Raw genomic sequence first — 18684 nt, forward strand, 5'->3', positions numbered from 1 at the left:
CCCGCAAGGGGAGGGGGCGAGAGAGTTCTTCGGCTTCGCCGACTTCTTCACGGGCTCTTTCACGGGCATGACGAAGGAGAGGGCGTGAGCGGGCCCGGGCGCTACTCGGCTGCGGTGAGCCCCGCGGCCTTGAGCGCCTGGCGCTGACGCTGGCCGAGCTTCTTCACGTCGAAATCCGCGATCAGCCCGTGGAACAGGCGGTGCCAATTCACCTCGGCCTTGAGATGGAGGAAGACCGAGCCCAGCCCCACCGCGGCGCGATCCATCAGCAGGAACTCGCGCGGCGGCTTGACCGGCCCCAGGCGCCTGAGCTCGGCATGGACCTCTTCCGCCACCTCGCGGCCATAGCTGCCCGAGCCCGCCTCCTGGATCAGGCGGCTGCGATCCTCGAGCAGCGGGCCATAGACGAAGGCGGCCCAGCGGTTGAGCACGTCGATGATCTCGGCCGTCAGCCCCTCGAAGCCCCAGTTCTCGTAGGCCTCGACCGCCAGCGCGCGATTGCCGGTCTCGAGCGCGTTGTAGAGGTCGATCACGCCCGCGACGAATTTCGGCGGGAAGACGCGGATGCAGCCGAAATCGAGCAGGTTGACGCTGCCGTCGGCCCGCACCGTGTAGTTGCCGAGATGCGGATCGCCATGGATGACGCCGAAGCCGTAGAAGGGCGCGTACCAGGCGCGGAACATGGCGAGCGCCACCTTGTTGCGCATGGCGATGTCCGGCTTTTCGGCGAGGAAGGCCTTGAGCGGCTTGCCCTCGAGCCAGCTCATGGTCAGGAGCCGCTCGGTCGAGAGCGCCGGCACGGGGACCGGCACATGCACGGACTTCTCCGTGCCCAGCATCTCGCCATAAAGGCGCATGTGCTTGGCCTCGCGCCGGTAATCGAGCTCCTCGCGCAGTCTGGCCGCGATCTCAGCATGGATGTTGGCGGAATCGATGGCGCGGTCGTAGCGGCCATAGATCGCCAGGATCAGCTTGAGCTGGCCGATATCGGCCTCGACCGCGCTCGCCATGTCGGGATATTGCAGCTTGCAGGCCAGACGATGACCATCCAGCGACAGCGCGCGATGCACCTGGCCCAGCGAGGCCGCGGCGGCCGCTTCCTGCTCGAAGCTCCTGAAATGCTTCTGCCAGTCGGGCCCGAGCTCGGCCGCCATGCGCCGCTTGACGAAGTTCCAGCCCATCGAGGGCGCGTTCGACTGCAGCCCCGCGAGCTCCGCCGCATATTCGTCGGGCAGCGCGTCGGGGATGGTCGAGAGCAGCTGCGCCACCTTCATGAGCGGGCCCTTGAGCCCGCCCAGCGCCGCCTTGAGATCGGCCGCGTGGCGCGCGCGGTCGAGGGGCAGGCCCAGGAACCGCTCGCCCGCGAGCCGTGCCGCCGCCCCGCCCACGGCGGTGCCGACCTTGGCATAGCGGCGCACGCGCCCGGTCAGGCGGTTGCGCTCAGGGCTCTTCGATTTGCGTTCGGCCATGATGGATCGAATCCACTCCCGATGCGAATGAACCCCGAAACCCCTCCGACCGGCAAGCCGCTTGTCGGCCGCAGGCCGGCATGCCAGCCTGCCGCGCATAACGACCGCAGCTCCGGATTCCCATGACCGAGCCATCGAGCTTCTCCGCCGCGCCGAACCTTACGGCGCCGACAGACTCCGGACGCACCCGTGCGATCGATCTGCTCTGGATCCTTCTTGTCGTCATTGCCGGGCTCCTGGCCGCCGCCGCCGTGTCGGTGGCCACCGGCCTCGCGGCCGGTTATGTCGCGCACCAGCTCCGGATCGACGTGAGCTCCTTTCAGCTCGAGCTGATGCAGGGCGCGGTGGTGCTGAGCATCCTCGTCACCGCCGTGATCTTCGGCTTTGGCGGACGCTGGCTGGCGCGGCGGCGCGGCATCGATCGGCAAAGCTTCGGGTTCTGCGGCGCCCGGTGGATCTGGTTCGCGGCCGCGATCGTGCTGGCCGCCCTCTTCTATCTCGCCGACGGCTGGCTGGAGCAATGGGTCGATCCCAATGGCGAGATCGGCCGCCAGATGAGCGGCAACTACCTGCTGCTGCCCAGCTCGCCCTTCTGGCTGACGGCCGTGGTGGCCGCCATCGGACCCATCACCGCCACGGCCGAGGAGACCCTGTTCCGCGGCATGCTCTATCGCTGGTTCCGCGAGCGCATCGGATTCCTGCTGGCCGCGATCCTGAGCGCCGCCCTCTTCTCCGCCACGCATTTCTATTTCGTGATGCCCGGCGGTTTCGTGGGCCAGATCATGACGATCGAGATCGTGGTGTTCGGCATGATCGCGGCCGCGCTCTATCAGGCAAGCGGCTCGCTCTGGCCCTCGATCCTGTTCCACGCGCTCAATAACGGCGCCGTGGTTCTGGCGGCCGCCCTCTCGCCCAGCATCTAGAAGGCGGGCCTCAGGCCTTCTCCAGCTCGTCGATGAAGCCGGCGACGACGCTGAGCCCCTTGCTCCAGAAGGCGGGGTCGGCGGCATCGAGGCCGAAGGGCGCCAGCAGCTCGCGATGGCGCTTGGTCCCGCCCGCCGCCAGCAGCTCCAGATATTTCTTCGGGAAACCCTCGGGCCGCTCGCGATAGACCGCGTAGAGCGAGTTCACCAGGCAGTCGCCGAAGGCATAGGCGTAGACATAGAACGGCGAATGGATGAAGTGCGGGATATAGGCCCAGAACACGCCATAGTCCGAATCGGCCTCCAGCTTGATGCCCGGCCCCAGCGCCTCGATCTGGGTGTCGAGCCAGATCTTGCCGATCTCGTCGGCCGTGAGCTCGCCCTGGCGGCGCGTGTCATGCAGCCGGCGCTCATATTCATGCATCGCGATCTGGCGCACGACCGTGTTCAGCATGTCCTCGACCTTGGAGGCGAGCAGGATGCGCCGCACCTGCGGGTCGCTCTCGCGCTTCAAGAGCGCCTGGAAGGTCAGCATCTCGCCGAAGACCGAGGCCGTCTCGGCCAGCGTCAGGGGCGTATCGGCCAGAAGATGGCCCTGCGGCCCCGCCAGGAGCTGGTGCACGCCATGGCCCAGCTCGTGGGCAAGCGTCATCACGTCGCGCGTGCGGCCGCGATAGTTCATCAGCAGATAGGGATGGGCCGAGGGCACGGTCGGATGGGCGAAGGCACCGGGCGCCTTGCCGGCCCGTGGGCCCGCATCGATCCAGGGCCGCTCGAAGAAGCGCCGGCCGAGCGCGCCCAGCTCGGGCGAGAAGGCGCTATAGGCCTCGAGCACCAGCTTCTCGGCATCGGGCCAGCTCACGCCGCGATCCTGGTCCTGCGGCAGCGGCGCGTTGCGGTCCCAATAATCCAGCGCTGCCACGCCGAACCATTTCGCCTTGAGCTTGTAATAGCGGTGGGAGAGCTTCGGATAGGCGTCCTTGACCGCCTTCACCAGCGCGTCGACGACCTCGTCCTCGACCTGGTTGGCGAGGTTGCGCGCCGAGACCGGTCGCGGGAACTTGCGCCAGCGGTCCTCGATCTCCTTGTCCTTGGCGAGCGTGTTGGTGACGAGCGAGAAGGTCTTGAGCCGCGAGCGGAAGCCCGCCGCCAGCCCCTCGGCCGCGGCCTTGCGCTTCCGGGGATCGCGATCGACCAGCAGGGTCAAGGCACCCTCGGAGGTCAATTCCTTGCCGTCGACGGCGAAGCGCATCTCGGCGATGGTCTCGTCGAACAGGCGGTTCCAGGCCGAGGCGCCGGTGATCCGCTTCTCATGCAGCAGCCGCTCGACCTCGTCGGAAAGCTGGTGCGGCCGGAAGGAGCGCACCATCTCGAGCCAGGGCCGATAGCGCGCCAGCGCCGGGGCCGCGAGCTGCCGGGCGAAGGTCGCGTCGTCGATCTTGTTGATCTCGAGCGTGACGAAGAGGAGATCGGCCGAGATGTCGGTGGTGCGCTCGTCGATCGTCTGATGGAAGCGCGCGATCTCGGGATCGCTCATGTTGCCGGCATAGCGGAGCTGCGCGTAGGAGGCGAGACGCCCGAGCCGTTCCTGGATCGCCTCGTACTCGACCACGAGCGCGCCCAGCGCCATCCCGTCGAGCCGCGCGATCTGACCCTCGAAGCGCTGGCGCAGATCCTTGGCCTGCCGGGCCGCTTCCTCGAGATCCCGGGTCAGCGCGGGCGCATCGGGTGCGGGATAAAGATCCGCCAGGTCCCAGACCGGGAGTGCCGCCTTCTCGTCGATCTTCGCGCTGTCGTCCGCCATCACGCCTCTCCGGTCTCGCCAATCCCTTGAAACAGCCCGGTCTCCGCCGCGCCGATTCGGCATCGAACCGGTTCCCGGGCGGCTTGGCGCGGGCTTCGCCCCGTGGGATATAAGGCGTCGGCCGGGCCCCGCCAAGCACCGCCGAAAAAGGCCCGGCATTCTGTCAACTCATCAAGGGGGCTGGAGCGGTTACATATCCTCGTTTTGCCCGTGCGCCTGTGCGGTACCCCTCCATCGTCATCCCCGCGAAAGCGGGGATCCATCTTGATCCAGCGCGCCGAGCGTGACGTTGGATCCCCGCTGGAGTTTACGCTTGGGCCGGCCTACGGCCGGACCCGGGCGCGGGGATGACGATGGGGGAAGCCCCGGAGAAGGGCCGCGAAGATATGCATACGCCCTGGATCGAAGAGGGGGAGAGGCGGATTTGACGGACACGCGGCTGGTGACCGCGCCCGGCGATTACGACCGCTGGAACAGCCTGCCGCAGATGTTCTTCGAACAGGCGAGGCGCACGCCCGGCGTGCCCTTTCTCTGGCACAAGCTGGGCGGCGCGTGGGTCCCCACGCGCTACGGCCAGGCCGCCGACCAGATCCGCCGGCTCGCGCGCGGGCTGGCCGCCTTCGGGCTGAAGCCCGGCGAGCGCGTCGTGCTCCTGGCCGAAAGCCGGCCGGAATGGGCCATCGCCGATCTCGCCATCATGGCCGCGGGCGGCATCACCGTGCCGGCCTACACCACCAACACCGTCGCCGACCATCACCACATCCTGACCCACAGCGGGGCCGCGGCCGTCATCGTCTCGACCAAGGCGCTCGCGAGCCGGCTGCTACCGGCGGCGATCACGGCCCCGGAGCTGCGCTGGATCGTGGCGATCGAGGATCTGGGCCTGGCGCAGCGGCCGGCCAAATCCGTGTTCGCCTGGAGCCAGGTGATGACCACGGGCGATGCCGCGCCCGACCTGGTCGACGAGCGCGTCGCCTCGCTCAAGCGCAGCGACACCGCCTGCTTCATCTATACCTCGGGGACCGGCGGCACGCCCAAGGGCGTGATGCTGAGCCATGGCGCGATCGTCGCCAATTGCCGCGGCGCCTTCGGCGTGCTCTCCGAGCTCAACCTCACCCACGAGGTCTTCCTCTCCTTCCTGCCGCTGTCGCACGCCTATGAGCACACGGCCGGGCTCTATTTCCCGATCTCCATCGGCGCCGAGATCTACTACGCCGAGAGCGTCGAGAAGCTGGTCGAGAACATCGCCGAGGTCCGGCCGACCATCATGACGGCGGTGCCGCGCCTCTATGAGGTCATGTATCGGCGCATCGTGACCGGCTTGGCCAGGGCCAGCGCCTCGAAGCGCCGCTGGTTCGAGCGGACACTGGCGCTGGGGCGACGCAAGGCGCTGGGGCTGGCGCCGCTCTCCTTCCTCGAGCGGCTGCTGGACCGGGCCTGCGAGCTCCTGGTGCGGCGCAAGGTGCGCCAACGCTTCGGCGGCCGGCTCAAGGCCTTCGTCTCCGGCGGCGCGGCGCTCAACCCCGAGATCGGCGCCTTCTTCCTGGCGCTGGGCCTGCGCATCCTCCAGGGCTACGGCCAGACCGAGGCCGGGCCGGTGATCTCGGTCAACCGCCTGGGCCGCGTGCGGATCGACACGGTGGGACCGGCGATCGACGGCGTCGAGATCCGCCTCGCCGAGGATGGCGAGATCCTGGTGCGGGGCGAGGTGGTGATGCAGGGCTACTGGCGCGACGAGGAAGCGACCGCCAAGACTGTCATCGACGGCTGGCTCCATACCGGCGATATCGGCACCCTCGACAAGGACGGCTATCTCAAGATCACCGACCGCAAGAAGGACCTGATCAAGCTCTCCGGCGGCGACAATATCTCGCCCGCCCGCATCGAGGGCTTCCTCGTGGCGCAGCCCGAGATCGCCCAGGCGATGGTCTGGGGCGACCGGCGGCCGCATCTGGTGGGGCTGCTGGTGCCGGACAACGACTTCCTCGCGCAATGGGCCGAGCGGCACCAGAAGCCCAACGAGCTGGCGCAGCTGCGCGACAATCCCGAGCTGGTCAGGACGCTGGCCGAGGTCGTCGATCGCGTGAACGCGCATCTCTCGGCGGTGGAGCGCGTGCGGCGCATCGCCCTGGCGCCCGAGGGCTTCACCATCGAGAACGGCATGCTGACGCCTTCGCTCAAGATCCGCCGACACAAGATCCGCGAGCGCTTCGGCACCTTGATCGACGCGCTCTACGAGCGCTGATCGGGACCGGCCAGCGGGTCCAGATGCCGGATCGCGAGCGGCGCCAGCGCCGCAAGGCGGACTGCCACCTCGGAGCGATGACATTGGGCCGGATCGTGCTCGTAGCAGAGCAGGCAGAGGCCGCCCTGTCGCGCCAGGGCCGCCGCCTCGGCCAAAGCCTCCTGGCCTTCCGCGCTGTCGAGCTGCTCACCCAGAATCTTCTCGAAGCTTTCCCGATCGCCGGCCTTCGCGGCCTCGCGGCCCGGCTTCGGCGTGCCCAGGGCCTTGCGATGGAGATAGGCGATGCCGCGCTCGGCCAGCGCCTGGCCCAGTCGGCTCTTGGCGAAATCCGTGCGGCGCGACCAGGGCACCTCCCGGATATCGAGAACGGCCGTGACCCCGGCCGCCTGGAGCGCCGCGAGGAAACGCTCCGTCGAGACGCCTTCATAGCCGATCGTGGCCAGGACCTGGCGCCGCTCTCCATCCGGTTCCGGGGATTCAGCCATCCAGTTCACGATCCCGTTTCCCGGCCGGCTTTCGCTTGTTCGAGACCGGCCGCTTCCCTCAGGATAGCCGAACCCGTTACCGCCCGAGGGAGGACAATGATGCGACGCCGCGAGATGCTGGCCTTGTCGCTGGCCTTGTCGCTGGCCTCGATCCTGGCCGCGATCGCCGGCCCCGTCGCGGCCGCGACAGCGCTCACGCTCCACAAGGACCCCACTTGCGGCTGCTGCGTGGGCCATGCCGACTATCTGCGGGCGGAGGGCTTTGCCGTCACGGTGATCGAGACGACCGATCTCGAGAGCCTGAAGCGCCAGCATGGCGTGCCGCCGGCGCTCGCCGGCTGCCATACCATTCTGGCCGAGGGCTACGTGATCGAAGGCCATGTGCCGGCCGGGCCGATCCGGCGTCTCCTGGCGGAACGCCCCGACATCGTCGGCATCTCGCTCGCCGGCATGCCGCCGGGCTCGCCCGGCATGGGCGGCGAGAAGACGGAGCCCTTCGTCATCCACCAGATCGAGCGCAGCCCCGGAACGGAGACGCCCGCGATCTTCGCCGTCGAGTGAGCGCCCCGCGGCGCCCGGCTCAGATCGCCGCCAGCGCGCGGTCGAGCGCCTCGATCGCGATATCCGCATGCTCGCGCCGGAAGCAGAGCGGCGGCCGGATCTTCAGCACGTTGTGCCGCGGGCCTTCGGTGCCGATGAGGACGCCCTGCTCGCGCATCAGGTTGGCGACCCGCCGCGTCCAGTCCGGCGCCGGTTCCTGCGTCTTGCGGTCGCGCACCAGCTCCACGCCCATGACCAGGCCGGTGCCGCGCACGTCGCCGATCGCCGCATGGCGGGCCATCAGCGCCTCGACGCCCTGACGGAAATAGGCCCCGGTCGCCCGCGCGTTCTCCTGCAGGCCCTCGCGCTCCAGCACCTCGAGCACCGCGAGGCCGGCGGCGGCCGAGACCGGATTGCCGCCGAAGGTCGAGAAGTAATCGGTGCGGTCGGTGAAGGATTTGAGGATCTCCCGGCGAGTCACCACCACGCCCAGCGGATGGCCGTTGCCGACCGGCTTGCCCATGGTGACGATGTCGGGCACCGCGCCCTGGAAATCGAAGCCCCAGAAATGGCTGCCGGACCGGCCGAAGCCATACTGCACCTCGTCGGCGATGAAGAGCCCGCCCGCCGCCCGCACCTTCTCGGCGACGGCCTGGAGATAGCCATTCGGCAGGTCGAGGATGCCGCTGGAGATGAAGGCGGAATCGATCATCGCGGCAGCCGGCCGGTGCCCCGCCGCCATCAGCGAGGCGAGCGCTCGGTCGGCCGCCTCGGCATAGCCGCTGGCCGCACCGGGATCGGACGCGCGGAAACGGCCGCGATAGAGATCGGGCGCCTCCAGCGTGCGGACATGAGGGGCCACGTCGCTGGCCGACACGCCATAGGGCGAGAGCGCCGCGACGGCTTCGGTGCCGCCGTGATAGGCGTTCTCCATCACCAGCGCGCCCGTGCCGCCGGTATGGGCCTTGGCGATGCGCCAGGCGATGTCGTTCGCCTCGCTGCCGCAATTGACGAAGGCGCAGACCTCGAGCCCGGCCGGCATCCCGGCGCAGAGACGTTCCGCGAAGTCGAGCACGGTCTCGTGCAGGTAGCGCGTGTTGGTGTTGAGAAGCGCCGACTGGCGGGCGACCGCCTCCACCACATGCGGGTGGGCATGGCCCACATTCGGCACGTTGTTGTAGGCGTCGAGATAGCGCCTTCCGTCGGCGTCCCAGAGCCAGACTCCCTCGCCGCGCAGCAGATGGACCGGACGCTCGTAGGACAGCTCCAGCCCCGATCCCAGCAGCCGGCGCCGGCGCGCGATCAGGGCTTCGGAAGAAGCGCCGGGCATCTGCGCCGGCGGTTTGGGGGTCGCAGCGACCGGCAGGCTTGACGACAAGCCCGCGGCCTTGCGGAAGGCGTTTGCGGCCGCTTGGGGACCGGCCGACAAGAGCTGCTCGAAGACCGGCAGCTCCGAGCGCTCGAAACGCTCGAGCTTGTCGGCCCCGCGCCGATCGTGGCGCTGCCGCCAGGCGAAGATGGCGAAGGTGGAGGCAAAGCGCGCCGCGATCGCGTCGAAGAGAAGCGCGATCTCGTCCTCCTGCAGGGGCAGCACGGCGCTGTAGCCCGCGATCACCTCCTGGGCGGATTCGATCGCCCCCATCCCCTCGCCGGCCGCCTCCGCGGCGGCGAGAGCCAGATCGAACATGAGCGGCCCGTGGATCATGTCGCCGAAATCGATGATGCCGGCCACGGCCGGCGCGCCCGCCGCATCGACCAGGACATTGCCGGGATTGCAGTCATTATGGATGACCTGGCCGCGCAGGGCCGCGAAAGCCGGCAGGCGCTCCACGGTGCGCTCCAGCACGCGCGCCACGGCCGCCGCGACGGCCGGATCGCCGATCAGCGCCGCGAAGGGGCGCAGCTCGCCGGCACGGCGGATGTCCCAGGCGATCTTCTGGCCCGCCGCCGGATGAAAGAAGCCGCGCAGGGCCTTGTCGAGCCGCGCGACCGTGCGGCCGATGTCGCGAAGCAGCGCCGCATCCGGCTGCACGTCCTCGAGCAGCTTTCCCGGCAGGAAGGTGATCGCGCAGGCGATGTGGCCGGCGCCGTCCGGCCCCTCGATCCGCGCCGAGCGCTCTCCCGCCCGCGTGGCCAGCAGGCGCGGCACCGGCAGGCCCGGATCCTGCAGCGCCAGGTGATCGAGCGCCTTGATCTGGAAATCGACGATCGCCGGATCTTCGTGCGCGTTATAGAGCTTCAGCACCGCGCCGGGGCCTTGCGCCGGCCGCAGACGGAAATTCTGGTCGCGCTCGCCGAACAACAGGGTCGCCCCGGCGTCGATCCCGTAGAGCTCGCGGGCGATCCGTTCGGCATCGGCCGTGGTGAAGCCCGGCGGGTTCGTCTTGAGCGCGGTCAGGCCGCCGGCCGGCGAGGCATTCGACATGATGATGGTTCCGAGGTTGAAAGCTTAGTTCAGGCCGTAATGGCGCTTGTACCAGGCGACCGTGAGCGGGATGCCCTGCTCGATCGGCGTGCGCGGCACATAGCCCAGGTCGCGCGTGGAGGCGCTGATATCGGCATAGGTCACATGCACGTCGCCCGGCTGCATCGGCGCTTCCTCGATCAAGGCCTTCCGGCCGCAGGCCTTCTCGATGACCTTGACGAAATCGCGCACATCGACGGTGCGGTGGTTGCCGAGATTGTAGACCGCGTAGCGCAGCCCTTCGGAATCGGGCGCCGGCGGCCGGTCGAGCGCCGCCAGCACGCCGGCCACGATGTCGTCGATATAGGTGAAGTCGCGCTTGAGCGCGCCGCCATTGAAGAGGAAGAGCTTGTTGCCGCGCAGGACCGCGTCGATGAAGAGGAAGGAGGCCATGTCGGGCCGGCCCCAGGGGCCATAGACGGTGAAGAAGCGCAGGGCCGTGATCGGCGTGCCGTAGAGATGGCTGTAGGCGGCGGCGATATGCTCGGCCGCGCGTTTGGACGCGGCATAGAGCGAGCGCGGCCGGTCGGCGGGGTTGTCGAGGGCGAAGGGCACGTCCTTGCTGTCGCCATAGACCGAGGAGCTGCTGGCGAAGACCAGATGCTTGAAGCCGGGCCGCTTGCGCACCGCCTCGACCATGGCGAGCTGGCCGTCGATGTTGCTGCGCTGGAACTCCCAGGGCTTCTCGATCGAGTGGCGCACGCCGGGCTGTCCCGCCATATGCAGCACCCGGTCGATCTCGGGATAGCGCTCGAGGAGGGCCTCCAGCCCCGCCGCGTCCGCCACGTCGAGCTCGTGGAAGACGAAGCCGTCGCGCGTCTGCAGCTCGGCCGCGCGCGCCCGCTTGAGCGCGGGCTCGTAGAAATGGATGAAGTTGTCGACGCCCACGACTCGCTCGCCGCGGTCGAGCAGCGTGGAGGCGAGGTGAAAGCCGATGAAGCCGGCGGCGCCGGTGACGAGGACGGTCATGAAATGTCCGCAAATCCGGGAATTATGGAAAGGATATAGCCGAGGCGGCGCCAGAAATCACCCAACGTTACCGAGGCGCCGAAACCGGCGGATCGCCGCGCCCTTTCATTGCAGCCCGGCGGGCGCTCGGCTAGCTTCACGCCCAATGAACAAGGCCTGGAAGGCCCGCCCGGTCCGGCGGTCCGATCCGGCGCCGCCCCGGGAGAGACATGGCCCAGCCTGCCATCATCACCGTCGCCATCACGGGCAGCCAGCCGACCAAGGCGCAGAACCCGGCCGTGCCCCTGGCACCGCCCGAGCAGGTCGAGAGCACGCATCAGGCCTTCGAGGCCGGTGCCGCCCTGGTCCATATCCATGTGCGCGACGACGAGGGCCGCTCCTCCTCGGACGCCGACCGCTTCGCCCGGGTGCAGGAAGGCATCCGCAAGCATTGCCCGGGCATGATCATCCAGTTCTCGACCGGCGGGCGCGGGCGCGATCCGGCCGAACGCGGCTCGGCGCTCAAGCACCGGCCGGACATGGCCTCGCTCGCGACGGGATCGGTCAATTTCGCCACCATCGTCTATGAGAACCCGCCGCCCCTGATCGACGATCTGGCGCGCTCGATGATCGAGCACGAGGTCAAGCCCGAGATCGAGATCTTCGATCTCGCCATGCTCTATAACGCGCGGGAGCTGGTTGATCGCGGCCTGCTGAAGGCCCCGGTCCATGTCCAGTTCGTCATGGGCATTCCGGGCGCGCTGCCGGCCCGCGAGAAGGTCCTCGATTTCCTGATCGGCGAGCTCGAGACCTTCCTGCCCGGCGCCACCTGGACCGCCGCCGCCACCGGCCGCCACCAGCTCGAGGCCAACCGCTGGGCGCTCGCCAAGGGCGGTCACTTGCGCACCGGGCTGGAAGACAACATCTATTTCGAGAAGGGCCGGCTGGCGGCGAGCAATGCCGAGCTGGTGGCTCGCGCCGCGGCCCTCTGCCACGAGATGGGCCGCAAGCCCGCCAGCCCCGCCGAAGCACGGAACCTTCTGGGCCTGAGGCCCGCTTCATGAGGCTCCCATGAAACTCGCGCCCGCCAGCAAACTCGCGACCGTCAGCCTCGACGACAAATATGCGGCCGAAACCGGCCGGGTCTTCCTGACGGGCACGCAGGCGCTGGTGCGCCTGCCGATGATGCAGCGCCGCCGCGACGAGGCGGCGGGCCTCAACACCGCGGCCTTCATCACCGGCTATCGCGGCTCGCCCTTGGGCGGGCTCGACCTCGCCATGGGCCAGGCGAAGAAGTTCCTCGACCGCCACCATATCCGCTTCCAGGCGGGCGTGAACGAGGACCTGGCGGCGACCGCGGTCTGGGGCTCGCAGCAGCTCGATCTCTTCGGCGATTCCAACTATGACGGCGTCTTCGCGCTCTGGTACGGCAAGGGCCCCGGCGTGGACCGCTCGGGCGACGCGCTGCGCCACGCCAATCTCGCCGGCACCGCCAAGCATGGCGGCGTGCTGGCGCTGGCCGGCGACGACCATACCTGCAAATCCTCCACCACCGCGCACCAGACCGAATATGCCTTCGTCGATGCGCAGATCCCGGTGCTGAACCCGGCGGGCGTCCAGGAATTCCTCGATCTGGGACTCCACGGCGTCGCCCTCTCGCGCTATTCGGGCTGCTGGGTGGCGCTCAAATGCGTCGCCGATACGGTCGAGAGCTCGGCCTCGGTCTCGGTCGATCCGCATCGCGTCCAGATCGCGACGCCGACCGATTTCGAGATGCCGGCCGGCGGGCTCAATATCCGCTTCCCCTCCTCGCCCTTCGCCTCGATCCAGGCGCTCGAGCAGGAGATGCGGCTCCACCGCTACAAGCTGAAGGCGGTGCTGGCCTATGCCCGGGCCAACAAGCTCGACCGCGCCGTGATCGACGGGCCCCGGCGCCGGCTCGGCATCGTCACCACCGGCAAGTCCTATCTCGACCTGCGCCAGGCGCTGGACGATCTCGGCATCGACGAGGCGCATGCCGAGGAAGTGGGCTTGAGCGTCTACAAGGTCGGGCTGGTCTGGCCGCTCGAGCCGGAAGGGCTCAAGAAATTCGCCGAGGGGCTGGAAGAGATCCTGGTGGTCGAGGAGAAGCGGCCGCTGATCGAGGACCAGATCAAGACCATCCTCTATGACGCGCCGGCCGGCCGCCGGCCGCGCGTGATCGGCAAGTTCGACGAAAAGGGCGAATGGATCCTGCCCTCGGCCGACGAGCTCACGCCGGCCATGATCGCGCGCGTGCTGGCCCGGCGCATCAAGCGCTTCTATGACAGCCCGCGCATCGAGGAGCGGCTGGCCTTCCTCGAGACCAAGGAGAAGGCGCTCGAGGGCTACAAGCCTGCCATAAGGCGCATCGCCTATTTCTGTTCCGGCTGCCCCCACAACACCTCGACCCGGGTGCCCGAGGGCAGCCGCGCGCTCGCCGGCATCGGCTGCCACTACATGGCGCAGTGGATGGACCGCGACACCCAGACCTTCACCCAGATGGGTGGCGAGGGCGCCACCTGGATCGGCCAGGCGCCCTTCTCCAAGACGCCCCATGTGTTCCAGAACCTGGGCGACGGCACCTATTTCCATTCGGGCTCGCTCGCGATCCGCGCCGCGATCGGCGCCGGCGTCAATATCACCTACAAGCTTCTCTATAACGACGCGGTGGCGATGACCGGCGGCCAGCATGTGGACGGGCCGCTCGACGTGCCGCAGGTGACGCGCCAGCTCGCGGCCGAAGGCGTCGGCCGCATCTGCCTGGTGACCGACCAGCCCGAGCTCTATGAGGGCGATTCCGCGCTGGCGCCGGGCACCGAGGTCCATCACCGCGACCAGCTCGACGCCGTGCAGCGCTCGCTGCGCGAGACGCCGGGCGTGACCGCCCTCGTCTATGCCCAGACCTGCGCCGCCGAGAAGCGCCGGCGGCGCAAGCGCGGCCTGATGGAGGACCCGGCCAAGCGCGTCGTCATCAACGAGCGCGTCTGCGAGGGCTGCGGCGATTGCGGCAAGCAGTCGAATTGCCTGTCGGTGGTGCCGGTCGAGACCGAGTTCGGCCGCAAGCGCGCGATCGACCAGTCCTCCTGCAATAAGGACTTCTCCTGCGTGAAGGGCTTCTGCCCGAGCTTCGTCACGGTCAAGGGCGGCAAGCTCCGCAAGCGCCGCGGCATCGGCGGCAAGGAAAGCGGGGGCGGTAAGACGGGCGATCTGCCGCCGCTGCCCGAGCCGCAGCTTCCGGGCACGGCCGAGCCCTACGGCATCCTCGTCACGGGCGTGGGCGGCACCGGCGTGGTCACGGTGGGCGCCCTCATCGGCATGGCGGCGCATATCGAAGGCAAGGGCTGCAGCATCCTCGACATGACCGGCCTCGCCCAGAAGGGCGGCGCCGTGATCAGCCATCTGCGCATCGCCGACCGGCCCGAGGATATCCACGCCGTGCGCATCGCGGCCGGCGGGGCCCGGGTGCTGCTGGCCTGCGACATCGTCGTGGGTGCCAGCTACGACGCGCTGGCCAAGCTCCACAAGGGCGTCAGCCGCGCCCTCATCAATGTCGAGGAGAGCATCACCGGCGACTTCACCCGCAACCCCGACCTCGGATTCCCGGTGGCCGACCTGAAGCGCGCCATCACCGACGCGGTCGGCCGCGACGAAGCCGATTTCGTCGACGCCACGCGCCTCGCCACCGCCCTGCTCGGCGATTCCATCGCCAGCAACCTCTTCATGCTGGGCTATGCCTATCAGAAAGGCCTGGTGCCGGTGTCGGGCGAGGCGCTGGAGCGCGCGATCGAGCTCAACGGCGCCGCGGTCGAGCAGAACCGCCAGGCCTTCCGCTGGGGCCGGCGCGCCGCTCATGACCTGGCATCCGTGGAGGCGGCGGCCAAGGCGGCCGATCCGACCTCGGCGCCGCGGCCGCTCGCGACCACGCTCGAGGAGATCGTGGCGCTGCGGTCCCGCGATCTCGCCGCCTACCAGAACGAGGCACTGGCGCGGCGCTACAAGGATCTGGTCGCCGCCGTGGAGGTCGCCGAGGCCGAGCGCACGCCCGGCCGGCGCGGCCTCGCCGAAGCGGTCGCGCGCAACTACTATAAGCTCCTCGCCTACAAGGACGAGTATGAGGTGGCGCGGCTGTTCTCGGATCCCGCCTTCCGCCAGTCGCTGGAGAACCATTTCGAAGGCAACTGGAAGCTCTCGCTCAATCTGGCGCCACCGCTCATCGCCAAACGCGACCCCGACACGGGTCATCTCCTCAAGCGCGAGTTCGGGTCGTGGCTGCTCGGGGCCTTCCGCGTCCTGCCCCATTTCCGCTTCCTGCGCGGCACGGCGCTCGACCCCTTCGGCCGGACGCCTGAGCGCAAGCGCGAGCGCGCGCTGATCGCGGAATACGAGGCGCTGCTGCGGGAGATCCTCGGCAAGCTCGATCACGAGAACCATCGCGTGGCCGTGGCGCTGGCAGCATTGCCCGAGCAGATCCGCGGCTATGGCCATGTCAAGGACGCCGCGATCGAGAAGGCCAAGGCGCGCGAGGCCGAGCTCCTCGCCGACTTCCGCGCTGCTCCTGCGGCGACGGCAGCGGCGGCGGAGTAGCCCACTTCCCTCTGCGTCCGCGTCCGAATCGCTCGTCACCCCCGCGAAAGTGGGGGGCCAATTCTAGGCTCGACGCGTTGGATCAAGATGGATCCCCGCTGGAGTTTACGCTTGGGCCGGCCTACGGCCGGGCGCGGGGATGACGGTCAGCGTCTCCTCGCGATTACCACGCCGGCGAAGATCATGACCGTGGCGACGATCAGCACCGCGGTCGGCCGCTCGCCCAGCCAGAAGAAGGCCAGCACCAGGCCTGAGAGCGGCTGCAGGAACTGGATCGTGCCCATGCGCGCGATGCCGCCATGGGCGAGCGCCCAGTACCAGCCGATATAGCCGACGATCGCGGTGATCCAGGCCATCGTCGCGATCGAGCCCCAGGCGATCCAGCTCGCCTCCGGCAGGCGGAAGCCGCCCAGCGCGAAAGGCAGGAACGGCAGGAAAACGATCGCCGCGAAGGTGGCGCCCCAAAGCGTGGTGCCGAGGCTGGCATAGCCCGACTGCAGGAGCCGTGCGCCGGCGACATAGCCCATGGAGGCGAAGAGGCTCGCGAACAGGATCAGCAGGTCGCCCAGGACCGAGGCTTCGCCCGCCGAGCTCGGCAGGCGGCCGAGGATCAGCAGGATCTCGCCGCCGAAGGCGACGGCGCAACCGGCCCACCAGACCGGGTTCGGCCGGCGCCGCTCGATCGCCGCGGCATAGAGGCCGGTGAAGATCGGCAACGCCGCCAGGATCAACCCGCCATGCATCGCCGACGTCATGCGCTGGCCGATGGTATAGAGGATCGGGAAGGCGACGAAGCCGCAGAAGCCGGAGAGCAGCAGCGGCCAGACCTGGCCGGCGCGGCGCGGCGGGCTGATGCGCAAGGTCAGCGCCAAGGGCAATGCGGCCATGCCGCCCAAACCCGTGCGGATCATCGCCGTCACCACGGGATCGATCTCGCGCGTGGCGAGCTTGGTGAAGACCGGCGTGGCGCCCCACAGCACCACCACGGCGAGCGCGATCAGGACCGGTATCCAGCTCGTGCTTCTGGGCGCCGTCAGGGGGCTGGTCGTCGTCATGGCGAGGGCGATCCGTTTTCGAATGTTGCGCGTTCGCCTAACGCAACGCCGCGCCGGCTGCAATGGGCATGGTGTCCCGGTAAGGATTGTTACCCGGACATCAAGGGTCAGGCCGGAACGCCCCGGCAACGCGCCGCGCGCGACAAGCCCACGCCGCGTCTCGCTTTTGCCGCCGCCATGAAGAGCGCCCGCCGTTCGCTTGTCACCGGGACATCGGCTTGAACGCCCCCGCAGATTGAAGGACACTTCCCGTCACGAACCCCGGCCGACCCCACGAAAGCCTCCCGCGCATCGCCTCCTCTCGCGATCGCTCCCCAAAGGCCAAGGCTCCGGGGCGTCAAGGACAAGGAGGACATCCCATGATGCATCGGCGAACGACGTTGAAACTGGCGGCCTTCGCGATCGCGGCACTGCTGGCGGGCACCGCGGCGGCGAACGCGGAATCGGTCCTGCGACGCGGCAATGGCGCGGAACCGGAGACGATCGATCCGCACAAATCGACCGGCGTGCCCGAGAACGCGATCGAGAACGACCTGTTCGAGGGCCTGGTGGCGTGGGGACCCGACGGCAAGGAAGTGCCCGGCGTCGCCAAGAGCTGGGACATCAGCGACGACGGCACCGTCTATACCTTCCATCTGCGCGACGACGCGAAATGGTCGAACGGCGATGCCGTGACCGCGGCCGATTTCGTCTATTCCTTCCAGCGCGCGGTCGATCCCAAGACGGCCTCCGACTACGCGCCGATCCTCTCGCCGATCAAGAACGCCGACGCCATCATCGCCGGCAAGATCACCGATCTCAGCCAGCTCGGCGTCACCGCGCCCGACGCGCACACGGTCGTGATCAGCCTCAACGCATCCACGCCCTATCTGCTGGGCCTCCTGACCCACAACATCGCCATGCCCGTGCACAAGGCCACGGTCGAGAAGTTCGGCGACCAGTGGACGCGGCCGGGCAACATGGTCTCGAACGGCCCCTTCATGCTGGCGGACTGGGTGCCGCAGTCGCAGCTCACCATCGTGAAGAACCCGAACTTCCACGACGCCGCCAGCGTCAAGCTCGACAAGATCATCTATTACCCGACCGAGGACATCGCCGAGGAGCTGAAACGCTACCGGGCAGGCGAGCTGGACATCACCTACGACGTGCCGTCGGATCAGGTGAAGTGGGTCGAAGCCAACATGAAGGACGAGTTCCACAACACCCCTTATTTCGGCACCTACTACTACGTCATCAACCTGACCCGCGACACGTTGGGCAAGGCACAGCAGATCCGCAAGGCGCTGGCGCTGGGCATCGATCGCGAGATCCTCGTCGACAAGATCACGCAGGCCGGCGAGCTCCCCGCCTATAGCTGGGTGCCGCCCGACGTTCCCGGCTACCAGCAGCAGTTCCTCGACTTCAAGAACGAATCCAAGGCGCAGCGCCTGGAAGAGGCCAAGAAGCTGCTGGCCGACGCAGGCTACGGGCCCGACAAGCCGCTCAAGATCCAGCTCCTCTACAACACCAGCGAGAACCACAAGAAGATCGCGGTCGCCATCGCCGCGATGTGGAAGCCCTTGGGCGTGCAGCTCGAGCTGGTGAACCAGGAATGGAAGGTCTATCTCGAGACCCGCGACAAGAAGGATTTCGACATCGCCCGCGCCGCCTGGATCGGCGACTATCCCGATCCGATCAACTTCCTCGACATGTTCAAGTCGGATGCCGGCGCGCGCAACGATGCCGGCTACAACAACCCGAAGTTCGACGAGCTGCTCACGACCGCGGGCGCGACCGTCGATCCGAAGAAGCGGCTGGCGATCCTGGCGCAGGCCGAGAAGGTCTTCCTCGACGACTACGCCATGATCCCGATCTATCACTACACCACCAAGCATATGCTGAAGCCGAATCTGGTGGGCTGGGAGGCGAACGTCCTGGACATCCATCCCGGCCGCTATCTCTCGCTGAAGTCCTGAGGACCGCGGCGCCAGCCTATGGGACAGTGTTTGAATCCCCTCCCCCGACTTTCGGGGGAGGGTTGGGGAGGGGGCTGCTCGGTATCGGCTCCTTCGCACTCCGACGAGATCGTGGACCGAGTCATCCCCCTCCCTGCCCTCCCCCGAAGACGGGGGAGGGGATTCAGGTGCCGTCCCGCCTGCGGCCGCCC

General features: G+C 68.4%; 12 protein-coding genes. 6 read left to right on the forward strand and 6 right to left on the reverse strand.

Annotation, left to right across the window (positions count from 1 at the left end; translation table 11 throughout):
* Positions 1-101: 101 nt before the first annotated feature.
* Positions 102-1469, reverse strand: a complete 1368-nt coding sequence (locus FRZ61_RS19905; protein ID WP_151119371.1) for an ABC1 kinase family protein — start codon at positions 1467-1469, stop codon at positions 102-104.
* Positions 1470-1591: 122 nt separating this feature from the next.
* Between FRZ61_RS19905 and FRZ61_RS19910 the strand changes: the two genes are divergently transcribed.
* On the forward strand, positions 1592-2392 hold the full coding sequence (locus FRZ61_RS19910) for a CPBP family intramembrane glutamic endopeptidase (RefSeq protein ID WP_151119372.1): 801 nt from the start codon (positions 1592-1594) through the stop codon (positions 2390-2392).
* A gap of 10 nt (positions 2393-2402) precedes the next feature.
* On the opposite strand, the gene FRZ61_RS19915 is transcribed toward FRZ61_RS19910, so the two are convergent.
* Entirely contained in the window at positions 2403-4196 is a 1794-nt protein-coding gene (locus FRZ61_RS19915; protein WP_151119373.1) for a M3 family oligoendopeptidase, read from the reverse strand.
* Positions 4197-4620: 424 nt separating this feature from the next.
* On the opposite strand from FRZ61_RS19915, the gene FRZ61_RS19920 reads away from it, so the two are divergent.
* Positions 4621-6441 carry an AMP-dependent synthetase/ligase gene (locus FRZ61_RS19920; RefSeq protein ID WP_318526347.1) on the forward strand — a complete coding sequence of 607 codons (1821 nt, stop codon included), beginning with the start codon at positions 4621-4623 and terminating at the stop codon, positions 6439-6441.
* On the opposite strand, the gene FRZ61_RS19925 is transcribed toward FRZ61_RS19920, so the two are convergent.
* The gene (locus tag FRZ61_RS19925; RefSeq protein WP_151119374.1) at positions 6429-6926 is read right to left on the reverse strand and encodes a DUF488 domain-containing protein; all 498 of its coding nucleotides are present in this window, start codon (positions 6924-6926) and stop codon (positions 6429-6431) included. The two genes, FRZ61_RS19920 and FRZ61_RS19925, sit on opposite strands and share 13 nt — an antisense overlap.
* A gap of 99 nt (positions 6927-7025) precedes the next feature.
* Between FRZ61_RS19925 and FRZ61_RS19930 the strand changes: the two genes are divergently transcribed.
* Positions 7026-7487, forward strand: a complete 462-nt coding sequence (locus FRZ61_RS19930) for a DUF411 domain-containing protein (protein WP_225308912.1) — start codon at positions 7026-7028, stop codon at positions 7485-7487.
* 19 nt (positions 7488-7506) lie between these two features.
* On the opposite strand, the gene FRZ61_RS26885 is transcribed toward FRZ61_RS19930, so the two are convergent.
* Entirely contained in the window at positions 7507-9891 is a 2385-nt protein-coding gene (locus FRZ61_RS26885; protein WP_151119376.1) for an aminotransferase class III-fold pyridoxal phosphate-dependent enzyme, read from the reverse strand.
* A gap of 24 nt (positions 9892-9915) precedes the next feature.
* Positions 9916-10899, reverse strand: a complete 984-nt coding sequence (locus FRZ61_RS19940; RefSeq protein WP_151119377.1) for an NAD-dependent epimerase/dehydratase family protein — start codon at positions 10897-10899, stop codon at positions 9916-9918.
* A 209-nt stretch (positions 10900-11108) separates the two neighbouring features.
* On the opposite strand from FRZ61_RS19940, the gene FRZ61_RS19945 reads away from it, so the two are divergent.
* Together FRZ61_RS19945 and FRZ61_RS19950 are read left to right on the forward strand one after the other, a co-directional pair.
* The gene (locus FRZ61_RS19945) at positions 11109-11942 is read left to right on the forward strand and encodes a BKACE family enzyme (RefSeq protein ID WP_151119378.1); all 834 of its coding nucleotides are present in this window, start codon (positions 11109-11111) and stop codon (positions 11940-11942) included.
* 7 nt (positions 11943-11949) lie between these two features.
* Complete coding sequence (locus tag FRZ61_RS19950) at positions 11950-15483, forward strand: indolepyruvate ferredoxin oxidoreductase family protein (RefSeq protein ID WP_151119379.1); 3534 nt, start codon at positions 11950-11952, stop codon at positions 15481-15483.
* A gap of 146 nt (positions 15484-15629) precedes the next feature.
* Here the strand turns inward: FRZ61_RS19950 and FRZ61_RS19955 are convergent, their stop codons facing one another.
* The gene (locus FRZ61_RS19955; RefSeq protein WP_151119380.1) at positions 15630-16538 is read right to left on the reverse strand and encodes a DMT family transporter; all 909 of its coding nucleotides are present in this window, start codon (positions 16536-16538) and stop codon (positions 15630-15632) included.
* 359 nt (positions 16539-16897) lie between these two features.
* On the opposite strand from FRZ61_RS19955, the gene FRZ61_RS19960 reads away from it, so the two are divergent.
* Entirely contained in the window at positions 16898-18493 is a 1596-nt protein-coding gene (locus tag FRZ61_RS19960) for a peptide ABC transporter substrate-binding protein (protein WP_225308913.1), read from the forward strand.
* Positions 18494-18684 lie beyond the last annotated feature (191 nt).

Source organism: Hypericibacter adhaerens (genome assembly GCF_008728835.1).
Lineage (GTDB): Bacteria > Pseudomonadota > Alphaproteobacteria > Dongiales > Dongiaceae > Hypericibacter > Hypericibacter adhaerens.

Coding starts and splice junctions, on each gene's coding strand:
- FRZ61_RS19905 (WP_151119371.1), bottom strand. CDS start 1,469: ATGGCCGAACGCAAATCGAAGAGCCCTGAGCGCAACCGCCTGACCGGG.
- FRZ61_RS19910 (WP_151119372.1), top strand. CDS start 1,592: ATGACCGAGCCATCGAGCTTCTCCGCCGCGCCGAACCTTACGGCGCCG.
- FRZ61_RS19915 (WP_151119373.1), bottom strand. CDS start 4,196: ATGGCGGACGACAGCGCGAAGATCGACGAGAAGGCGGCACTCCCGGTC.
- FRZ61_RS19925 (WP_151119374.1), bottom strand. CDS start 6,926: ATGGCTGAATCCCCGGAACCGGATGGAGAGCGGCGCCAGGTCCTGGCC.
- FRZ61_RS19930 (WP_225308912.1), top strand. CDS start 7,026: ATGCGACGCCGCGAGATGCTGGCCTTGTCGCTGGCCTTGTCGCTGGCC.
- FRZ61_RS26885 (WP_151119376.1), bottom strand. CDS start 9,891: ATGTCGAATGCCTCGCCGGCCGGCGGCCTGACCGCGCTCAAGACGAAC.
- FRZ61_RS19940 (WP_151119377.1), bottom strand. CDS start 10,899: ATGACCGTCCTCGTCACCGGCGCCGCCGGCTTCATCGGCTTTCACCTC.
- FRZ61_RS19945 (WP_151119378.1), top strand. CDS start 11,109: ATGGCCCAGCCTGCCATCATCACCGTCGCCATCACGGGCAGCCAGCCG.
- FRZ61_RS19950 (WP_151119379.1), top strand. CDS start 11,950: ATGAAACTCGCGCCCGCCAGCAAACTCGCGACCGTCAGCCTCGACGAC.
- FRZ61_RS19955 (WP_151119380.1), bottom strand. CDS start 16,538: ATGACGACGACCAGCCCCCTGACGGCGCCCAGAAGCACGAGCTGGATA.
- FRZ61_RS19960 (WP_225308913.1), top strand. CDS start 16,898: ATGATGCATCGGCGAACGACGTTGAAACTGGCGGCCTTCGCGATCGCG.